Below are 8896 nucleotides of genomic sequence, written 5' to 3'. Positions count from 1 at the left end.
CCCAGCACCAGGGCCACCAGACGCGGCGCCACCCGGGTGGTCAGCGCCCGGCCGAGGCGGCCGGCCGCGTCGTCGGCGGTGAGCGCCTTGACCTGCGCGTGCGCGGCCGCTGCCGGCTTGTCCGTCTCCACGGCCCAACCGTATCCAACCGCGCTAGAAACACCCGCACGCACAACAACAAAAACTTCACAAACGACACGGCTCCACGTCATCTATGAAGTTTCGGTAGGTTTGAGAGGCGCAGGTCGTGCCGGCGGAGATGGACGGCCGTTCCCGCCGGACCCCGGTGGTAGTAAGGTCATGCCCACCAGTAAGAAACACTCCGAAGGAGAACCCTATGAGCGAGAGCCCCGAGCTGCTGCCCGTCACTGAGAAGAAGTCCAGCTGCGGCTGCCACGAGCACAGCGACGAGCGCCTCACCCTGGACGCGCGCGCCATCCCGCACCGTCTGCGCCACGCCGCGGTCATCGGCGCCGCCTCCTCCCTGAACCCCGGCGAGGGCTTCGACCTGGTGGCCCCGCACGTGCCCACCCCGCTGCTGGCCCAGATCGACCAGCTGCCCTTCACCTTCCAGCACACGCTGCTGGAGCAGTCCGAGGGCTTCGCGCGCGTCGAGATCCTGCGCACCGCCTGATCCGCACCTCATCGCGGCCGGTTGGCGGGAGGCACCCGCGGGCCCGAGTCCCCGGCCCCGGGCTCAGGGCCTCATCGGGCCTCACTCCATGCCACCATTGCGCTCCCGATATGCTCAACGCATGACACCAGCACCGCTCGATGCCGCGGTCGTCGGCTCGAGCAGGATCCGTGGGACCTCCACGGACCTGCCCATGCCGACGACCCGGTCGGTGCTGCCCGAGCCACTTGGACGTCCCGACCCGTCGGGGGCGGTCCTCCTCGCGGAAGCGGCGCCGCCGGCCCCGACTGACAACAACGTCCCCCAGCAGCTGGTCGACCGCTACGGACGCACCGTGCGCGACCTGCGCCTGTCCATCACCGACCGCTGCAACCTGCGCTGCACCTATTGCATGCCCGCCCAGGGCCTTGAGTGGCTGCCCACTCCGGCGCTGCTGACCACCACCGAGCTGACTCGCCTGGGACGCCTGGCCGTCGAGCGCCTGGGGGTGGAGCGCATCCGCCTCACCGGGGGCGAGCCTCTGCTGCGCCGGGACCTGGAGGAGATCATCGCCTCCCTGGCCGCACTGCGCACGGCCGAAGGCGGCAAACCGGACATCGCCCTGACCACCAACGGCCTGGGGCTGGAGAAGCGGGCCGCCGGCCTGCGCCGGGCAGGCCTGGATCGCGTCAATATCTCCATCGACTCCCTGGATCCCCGGGACTACGCCACCATTACCCGGCGTGACCGGCTCGGTGACGTCCTGGCCGGGATCGCCGCAGCCCAGGAGACGGGTCTGACCCCCATCAAGGTCAACGCCGTCGCCCTGCCCGGGACCGTGGAGGAGCGCGCACCCCGCCTGCTGGCCGAGTGCCTGCGCCACGGATGGCAGCTGCGCTTCATCGAGCACATGCCGCTGGGACCACGCGAGACCTGGCGCAGCCAGGACGTCGTCGGTGCGGAGCAGGTCCTGAAGGCCCTCAGGGACGCCGGATTCGTCCTCTCCGAAAGCGGTCGTCCCGACCGGCGCCCAGCCGCCCTATGGAACGTGGCAGCGGGCGCCCAGGCGGGCAGGGCTCATCCGGCCGGGAGCGTCGGAATCATCGCCTCGGTCACCGCACCCTTCTGCACGGACTGCGACCGCACCCGTATCACGGCCGACGGACGTCTCATGACCTGCCTGTTCTCCACCACCGAGACCGACCTGCGCGGCCCGATGCGCTCCGGGGCCGACGACGACGAACTCATCCGCATCTGGGCCGGGGCCACTTGGCTCAAGCCCCGCGCTCACGGCTCGGACGCACCGCCCAGCGTTGACGGTTTCGCCCGACCACAGCGCACCATGTCGGCCATCGGCGGCTGACCGAACCCGGTCGAGCCCCAGTCCTACCCGAGAAGGAGTCCCCGAGATGAGTCCCTCCTCCGATGCTGTGAGCACGCCCCCTGCTCAGACAGGCACGCCGATGGACGCGGCAACGAGCTCTGAGACGGTTTCGTTGGTTCTGCGCTACTTCGCCGCTGCCGCCGATGCCGCCGGTCGTCCCGAGGAGCGCCTCGACCTACCTACCGGCACGACGCTGGCGGGTCTGCGCGAGCAGCTGGCCGGGCGCGGCCTGGAGATGGCGCGAGTCGTCCCCATCTGCAGCTTCCTGGTCAACTCGGTCTCGACCCCGGCAGACTCTCTGACCCCCTTGTCCGACGGCGACGCCGTCGACGTCCTGCCGCCATTCGCCGGCGGGTGAGTCTCCCGCCGCGTTCCCACACCGATCCCGTGCAGCGCCCGCATCGAGCCGGGCAGGTTTCACGTTGCCCGACCGTCTTTCACCCTCGTCTTTCACTCTGCTGCGCGCCGAACACCCGCCTCGGCGAGAAGGTAGGGGCCCTCAGGCGAGGTTGCTCCACTGGGACGTGCCATCGGTGAAGGTCTGGCGCTTCCATACGGGCAGGCGCTTCTTGACCTCCTCGACGATCTGGCTGCAGGTGGCGAAGGCCTCGGCGCGATGATCAGAACTCACCGCGACCGCGAGCGCCGCTTCCCCGACGGCCAGGTCGCCGACGCGATGGACGACGCCCAGAGCGCGCACCCGGCCGCGCTCGGCGATATCGCCGGCGATCTGCTCAACGATCTGCCCGGCCGTGGGGTGGCAGGAGTAGCCGATGCCGGTGACACCGCGGTCGGCATTGTGGTTGCGGACCACGCCCTCGAAGGTGACGACGGCTCCGGCAGCCGCGTCGTGGACCGCGTCGGCGAGCTCGGTGACACTGATGGGGGCCTCGGTGACCTCGGCGCGCACCACGCGGGCGCTACCGTGCTTCTCGGGACTGGCACTCACGAAGGTCTCCTCATCCTGGCACCGTTCTGGGCATGGGCGCTGTGCCGGGGCACGACGTCATCGGCCGCGAGCATACCCAGGTGGGTGGGACCCGCCGAACGGGCATGATAGGGCTACAACATCGGCTCGCCGCCTGACCGGTACCCACCGGCAGCTCTGCCGCGCCCGAGGGCGGCTCGTCGGGAAAGGACCATTATGGCGCAGCTGATTCCTCTGGAGGAATACATCACCCAGGTGCTTGAGGCCCTCTCTCCCCTGGAGGGCGCGCACGCGGCACTGGACGAGGCGCATGGACGGATCCTGGCTGAGGACGTGACCGCCGCGGTTCCGGTGCCGCCGTGGACGAACTCGGCGATGGACGGCTATGCAGTGCGCGCCGCGGAGACGAGCGGCGCCTCGTCCCAGGCTCCGGTGGTGCTTCCGGTGGCTGACGATGTCCCGGCCGGTGCGGCGCCCGTCCCCTTGGCTCCGGGGACCGCGCAGCGGATCATGACCGGGGCGATGCTGCCCGAGGGCGCCGACGCCGTGGTCAAGGTGGAGGACACCGATCAGACCCCGGGCCCGCATCCGCTTCCGGGGCGAGTCGAGATCCGCGCTGAGGCTTGGCCGGGGCTGAACGTGCGCCGTATCGGGGAGGACGTGCGGGCGGGAGATCCGGTGATGGCGGCCGGGACGAGGTTGTCCGCTGCTGCGGTCTCCGCCTTGGCCTCCGTGGGACTGGGCTCCGTGCCGTTAGCACCGCGGGTGCGCGTGGCCGTGGTCTCCACCGGGACCGAGCTGCGCGACGTCGGAGAGGCGCTCACCCCAGGCACGATCCCGGACTCCAACGGCCTGCTGCTGGCCGGCCTGGTGGCCGAGCACGGGGCGGAGTGTGTGAGCACGGCTCGCAGCGGTGACACGGCTGAGGAACTGGCCTTGGTGCTGCGCCGGGCCGCGGCGAGTGCCGATCTCATCGTCACCTCCGGGGGTGTGTCCGCCGGGGCCTTCGATCCCCTGACGATGCTGGCCGAGGCGAACCGGGGCGAGGACGCACCGGTGCACCTGGACTTCGTCAAGGTGGCGATGCAGCCGGGCAAGCCCCAGGGCCACGGCTGGGTGCTCGCCGACGACGGCCGGCGGGTGCCGATCATCTGCCTGCCGGGCAACCCGGTGAGTGTCCTGGTCTCCTTCACCACGATCGTGGCCCCGGCGCTGGCCCGCCTGGCCGGGCTCGACACCGAGCCGACTGCCGGACGAGACAACGGTCCGCAGTGCAGGCCCCGGCTGACGGCACGCGCGGCCGCGGCCTGGCGGACCCCGCCGGGCCGGCGCCAGCACGTGCCGGTGCGCTTCACCGATCCACCCACCGAACCCCTCACAGGCTCCATCGCTGGAGCCGACGCCGGAAACCGCATCGGAGCCCACGCCGTGCCTGATGCTGCGTCTGATACGGGGGCGTCCTGGGTGAGGCCCACCCACCGGCTTGGCTCGGGCTCGCACCTGGTGGCCTCCCTGCCCGCCGCGCAGGCGCTGGCGGTCGTGGCCGCCGAGGTCGAGTCGGTGGAGGTCGGCGACGAGCTGCCCCTCATTCCGCTCACCAGTTCATGTCCTCCTGGCCGCCCAGTGCGCGTAGACGCATCTTAAGGACTGCGAACGGTCCCTGCGCGTGCGCCATCGATGCCTATGGTGCGTCCGCGACGAGCAACTCACGCCCTCCCGCTGAAGGAGCCCCTCATGGAACCCCGCCCCCGAATCACCCTCACCCACCTCGATGAGGCGGGCGCCGCCTACATGGTGGACGTCACCGCCAAGACCCCGACCGTGCGCGAGGCCCGCGCCGGCGCCTTCGTGGCCTGCTCGGAGGCGATCGTGACCGCCCTGCGCGAAGGCACGGTCCCCAAGGGGGATGTCCTCGCCGTGGCGCGTGTGGCCGGGATCGCGGCGACCAAGAAGGTCCCCGAGCTCCTCCCGCTGGCGCACGTCATCGGCGTGCACGGGGCGCGTGTGGACCTGGAGGTCGTCAACGGCGGCGTGCGCATCGAGACGTCCGTGCGCACGGCTGACCGCACCGGGGTGGAGATGGAGGCGCTCACCGCCGCCACCGTGGCGGGACTGGCGATCGTGGACATGGTCAAGGGCGTGGACCGGGACGTCGAGCTGCGCGAGGCCAAGGTGCTGGCCAAGTCCGGGGGCCGCTCCGGGAACTGGGTGCGCGGTGAGAGCGGCTGATCCGCCGACAGAGCGCACCGCGAGCGCCGGCTCCATCGCGGGCGCGGCCAGCGCCCCTGGTGAGCTCGGTCCGGTCGACGTCGTCGTTCTGGCCGGTGGGACCGGCAGGCGGCTGGACGGGATCTCCAAGCCCGACGTCGTCGCCCGTGGGGCCCGCCTGCTCGACCATGTCCTGGCAGGACTGGAGAAGCTGCGAGAGCAAGGCCTCCCACTGGGTCGCGTGTGCGTCATCGCTCCGACCGAGGTGGCATTGCCGGACGGCGTTCTACGGGCGCTGGAGGACCCGCCGCTGGGCGGGCCGGTCGCCGGCATCGCGGCCGGCCTGGAGCACCTGGGGCGGTGCAGACCCGTCACCGGGCTGATCGCAGTCCTCACCTGCGACGCCCCGTCCTCCTGGCGGGCATTACCGGTCCTCATCGAGGCGCTGCATCAGAACGAGCCAGAAGTGAACGGTGTCTGCGCCCGCGACGGCGACCACGTCCAGTACCTACTGGGCCTCTACCACCGCCGAGCGCTGGCCGCGGCCGTCGCCCCGGGCGGCACCCCCCTGCGCGACACGGCCGTGCGCCGGGCACTGGGACGGCTCCGGGTCGCGGCGCTGCCTGTGCCCCACGGCGTCGTGCGGGACCTGGACACCTGGGCCGAGGTCCGTGCCTGGGATACCGACGCGCCCGAGTGACCAGGACCTCGTCGCCGGTCTCACGGCGAGCAGGCTCAGTGGTCGCCGCCACCGAGCTGCTCGAGGATGTGGGGTACCAGGGGGCCGATGACGGCGACGGTGTCCTTGACTCCGCCGCGTGAGCCCGGGGCGTTGACGATGAGGGCGCCATCGTCGCCGCGGGAGGTCACTCCCACCAGGCCGCGGGACAGACCGGCCAACGGGGTCTTGCTCAGGCCGTGGGCACGGATCTGGGCCTCGATGCCCTCCAGGCGGGTGGCCAGCAGGGGTGCCGTGGCCTCAGGGGTGAGGTCGCGCGGGGTGACCCCGGTGCCGCCGGTGGTCAGGACCACCCGGGCGCCGTCGGCCATCGCCCGTGAGATCGCCTCACGCACTGGCTCGATACCGTCGGGCACGAGGTCCACCTTCTCGACGACGACGTCGTGCTCAGCCAGAAGGCGCTGGGCCAGCGGACCGGAGAGGTCCTCCCGCTCGCCGCTGACACAGCGGTCGGACACGGTGACGACGGCGCCCTTGACGGGCTCGTGAAGGGGCACGAGGCCCTTCTGGACGATCGGAGTCTCACTCATGGGGCCACCGTAGTCCGTGCACACCCCGCCCAGGCCCCTCCGCCTCCCGCTCGGTATTTCAGGGACAGCACGGCCTGATCCAACCGGTGACCTCAATTAGATAACTCTCATTTAACTTAATTCAACACCCTTCGTCACCTCCTAGACGTCGGTTTCGCCTTGTACTGCCCGGACATTCGTCCCTTGCGCGAAGGTCCGATCACGGACATGCATCATGGGATCCGGTGCGAGCCAATACGCTTCCACCGACATTTCAAGACAGTCACAGGTCCACGGCGCCGTCGCCCAGTAGACCGATCCCCTCACCACAGCAGGATCCCTATGCCCACGCTCGACACCTCCGGTCGCGTCCTCACAGGGTGGAACCCCGAGGAGCCGGAGAAATGGTCCGCGAAGATCGCCTGGACAACCCTGGCGATCACCACCTTCTCCCTCATGCTCGGCTTCACCGTCTGGTTCCTGCCCAGCGCCGTCGCCCCCAGGCTCAACGACATCGGCTTCCACCTGACCAAGAATCAGATCTACTGGATCACCTCCATGCCGGGCCTGTCCTGCGCAGCCCTGCGCCTGATCTACATGTTCCTGCCAGCCACCATCGGCACCCGCAAGATGATCGGCTGGTCCTCCCTGCTGTACATCCTGCCGATGCTCGGCTGGTTCTTCGCGGTACAGAACCATGAAACCTCCTTCGGCGTCCTGCTCGCACTGTCCTTCGCCTGCGGTATCGGCGCCGCCACCTTCTCCGGCTACATGCCCTCCACCGGCTTCTACTTCCCCAAACGCCTGGCCGGAACGGCCCTGGGCCTGCAGGGAGGCCTGGGCAACATGGGCATGAGTGTCATCCAGCTCGCCGCTCCCTTCCTCATGAGCATCAGCCTGTTCGGCCTGACCTGGGTCGCCCCCCACCACGAGGGCGCCCCCATGGTCGTCAACGCCACCGTCTTCTTCCTGCCCTGGTCCCTCATCGCGGCCTTCCTGACCTTCCGCTACATCAAGGACGTCCCGCTCAAGGCCAACATCAAGGAGCAGATGGACATCTTCGGCAACCTCGACACCTGGCTCATGACGGTCCTGTACATCATGACCTTCGGCGTCTTCTCCGGGTTCGCCGCCCAGACCGCCAACATCATCAACAACAACTACGGCGCCGCCTCCGACCTGGCCCAGCGGTTCACCGCCTCCGACCTGCCCCAGGGCGCCTCCTACGCCTTCATCGGCACCCTCATCGGCTCCTTCCTGCGCTTCGCCTGGGGGCCCCTGTGCGACCGGTTCGGCGGAGCGATCTGGACCTTCGTCTCGGCCATCGGCATGGCCGTCACCATGGGGTGGTGCGGTTACCTGGTGGCCGGGACTGATGACCCGGCCGACTTCAAGATGTTCATGGTGGGACTGCTGGCCATGTTCTTCTTCGCCGGCGTCGGCAACGCCTCGACCTTCAAGCAGATGCCGATGATCATGCCCAAGCGTCAGGCCGGCGGGGCCATCGGCTTCACCGCCGCGGTGGCCTCGCTCGGCCCCTTCCTGGTCGGCATCGCCCTGACCCTCATGAAGACGTACGTCTTCTTCTACAGCTGCGCCGCCTTCTGTGTGGTGTGCGCCGTCATCTGCTGGATCCGCTACGCCAAGCCGGGCGCCAAGCGTCCGGGCTGATCCTGAATCCGGCGTCGGCCGGGCTCCGCCCCGCCGGGCCGACCGTCCACAACCGACTGACCGGCTCCGACGATGCCGCCGAGATCTCGGCAGCATCGTCGGAGCCAGCCAGAAGCAATCAGCGACCACCCTGCCCGCACCGGCCTGGGGAGTCACACACCATCCACTGGTAAACCACCGGTAACCCACCAACTTCACGGACCAAAGGACCATTGATGAGCACCACCGGCTCCCAGCCCACCGGCCCCGGGATCGTCCCCGGACCCGACCAGCAGGTCGAGAACGCCCCCGGACTGCTCACGCTGGGCTCGTACCTGCGCCGAGGACAGGCCTCCGCCGACGCCCGCCGCCTGTTCCTGACCGGCGGGCGCGAGGCCGACACCTTCTACCGGCACCGGTGGAGCCACGACAAGATGGTCCACTCCACCCACGGGGTCAACTGCACCGGTTCGTGCGCCTGGGAGGTCTACGTCTCCGACGGCATCATCACCTGGGAGAAGCAGATCACCGACTACCCCACCACGGGGCCGGACATGCCCGAGTACGAGCCCCGCGGCTGCCCGCGCGGCGCCGCCTTCTCCTGGTACACCTACTCCCCCACGCGCATCCGTTACCCCTACGTGCGCTCGGTACTGCTGGACGCCTTCCGCGCCGCGAAGTCCGCCAACGACGACGATCCAGTGGCCGCTTGGGCGCAGGTCACCGGCGACCCCGCCACCGCCAAGGCCTACAAGTCGGCCCGCGGCAAGGGAGGCATGGTGCGCGTGGGCTGGGACGAGGCCATGGAGATCGTCGCGGCCGCCTACGTCCACACCATCCGGACCTGGGGCCCGGACCGGATCGC

The 8896-nt window shown here is 69.8% G+C and carries 9 protein-coding genes and 1 pseudogene; 8 read left to right on the top strand and 2 right to left on the bottom strand.

Annotated features, from left to right (window positions below; genetic code table 11):
* Nucleotides 1-337: 337 nt before the first annotated feature.
* The 3 genes from RWR81_RS10975 to RWR81_RS10965 all read left to right on the top strand — a co-directional run bounded on the left by RWR81_RS10975 (nt 338) and on the right by RWR81_RS10965 (nt 2355).
* Nucleotides 338-634, top strand: coding sequence for a DUF2249 domain-containing protein (locus RWR81_RS10975; protein WP_003785642.1), 297 nt, complete (start codon nt 338-340; stop codon nt 632-634).
* Between the two features lie 121 nt (nt 635-755).
* Nucleotides 756-1976 (top strand): GTP 3',8-cyclase MoaA, encoded by a 1221-nt coding sequence (gene moaA / locus RWR81_RS10970; RefSeq protein ID WP_314457708.1) that lies wholly within the window; start codon nt 756-758, stop codon nt 1974-1976.
* A 100-nt stretch (nt 1977-2076) separates the two neighbouring features.
* Nucleotides 2077-2355, top strand: coding sequence for a MoaD/ThiS family protein (locus RWR81_RS10965; protein ID WP_314457714.1), 279 nt, complete (start codon nt 2077-2079; stop codon nt 2353-2355).
* 141 nt (nt 2356-2496) lie between these two features.
* On the opposite strand, the gene RWR81_RS10960 is transcribed toward RWR81_RS10965, so the two are convergent.
* Nucleotides 2497-2910 carry a molybdenum cofactor biosynthesis protein MoaE gene (locus tag RWR81_RS10960; protein ID WP_314457712.1) on the bottom strand — a complete coding sequence of 138 codons (414 nt, stop codon included), beginning with the start codon at nt 2908-2910 and terminating at the stop codon, nt 2497-2499.
* A gap of 231 nt (nt 2911-3141) precedes the next feature.
* Between RWR81_RS10960 and glp the strand changes: the two genes are divergently transcribed.
* From glp to RWR81_RS10945, 3 genes are all read left to right on the top strand, one after another.
* The gene (gene glp / locus RWR81_RS10955; RefSeq protein ID WP_314457707.1) at nt 3142-4569 is read left to right on the top strand and encodes a gephyrin-like molybdotransferase Glp; all 1428 of its coding nucleotides are present in this window, start codon (nt 3142-3144) and stop codon (nt 4567-4569) included.
* Between the two features lie 90 nt (nt 4570-4659).
* Nucleotides 4660-5154: a cyclic pyranopterin monophosphate synthase MoaC gene (gene moaC, locus RWR81_RS10950; RefSeq protein WP_314457705.1), complete on the top strand. Its 495-nt coding sequence runs from the start codon at nt 4660-4662 to the stop codon at nt 5152-5154.
* A complete protein-coding gene (locus RWR81_RS10945) occupies nt 5141-5833 on the top strand; it encodes a molybdenum cofactor guanylyltransferase (RefSeq protein ID WP_399498429.1) in 693 nt (230 codons plus the stop codon). The genes moaC and RWR81_RS10945 overlap by 14 nt, the downstream gene beginning before the upstream one ends.
* A gap of 35 nt (nt 5834-5868) precedes the next feature.
* On the opposite strand, the gene RWR81_RS10940 is transcribed toward RWR81_RS10945, so the two are convergent.
* Nucleotides 5869-6402, bottom strand: coding sequence for a MogA/MoaB family molybdenum cofactor biosynthesis protein (locus tag RWR81_RS10940; RefSeq protein ID WP_314457703.1), 534 nt, complete (start codon nt 6400-6402; stop codon nt 5869-5871).
* A gap of 321 nt (nt 6403-6723) precedes the next feature.
* Between RWR81_RS10940 and RWR81_RS10935 the strand changes: the two genes are divergently transcribed.
* Together RWR81_RS10935 and RWR81_RS10930 are read left to right on the top strand one after the other, a co-directional pair.
* Nucleotides 6724-8052, top strand: coding sequence for an MFS transporter (locus RWR81_RS10935; protein WP_314457700.1), 1329 nt, complete (start codon nt 6724-6726; stop codon nt 8050-8052).
* A 215-nt stretch (nt 8053-8267) separates the two neighbouring features.
* A pseudogene (locus RWR81_RS10930) lies at nt 8268-8896 on the top strand (molybdopterin-dependent oxidoreductase); the annotation flags it as partial.

Source organism: uncultured Actinomyces sp. (assembly GCF_963526355.1).
Lineage (GTDB): Bacteria > Actinomycetota > Actinomycetes > Actinomycetales > Actinomycetaceae > Actinomyces.
Note: the sequence above shows the minus strand (reverse complement) of the source record. Positions and strands in the feature narration are given on the sequence as shown.

Bases quoted from the DNA above. Each gene is read 5' to 3' on its own strand.
- RWR81_RS10975 (WP_003785642.1), top strand. From the start codon at position 338: ATGAGCGAGAGCCCCGAGCTGCTGCCCGTCACTGAGAAGAAGTCCAGC.
- moaC (WP_314457705.1), top strand. From the start codon at position 4,660: ATGGAACCCCGCCCCCGAATCACCCTCACCCACCTCGATGAGGCGGGC.
- RWR81_RS10965 (WP_314457714.1), top strand. From the start codon at position 2,077: ATGGACGCGGCAACGAGCTCTGAGACGGTTTCGTTGGTTCTGCGCTAC.
- moaA (WP_314457708.1), top strand. From the start codon at position 756: ATGACACCAGCACCGCTCGATGCCGCGGTCGTCGGCTCGAGCAGGATC.
- RWR81_RS10935 (WP_314457700.1), top strand. From the start codon at position 6,724: ATGCCCACGCTCGACACCTCCGGTCGCGTCCTCACAGGGTGGAACCCC.
- RWR81_RS10940 (WP_314457703.1), bottom strand. From the start codon at position 6,402: ATGAGTGAGACTCCGATCGTCCAGAAGGGCCTCGTGCCCCTTCACGAG.
- glp (WP_314457707.1), top strand. From the start codon at position 3,142: ATGGCGCAGCTGATTCCTCTGGAGGAATACATCACCCAGGTGCTTGAG.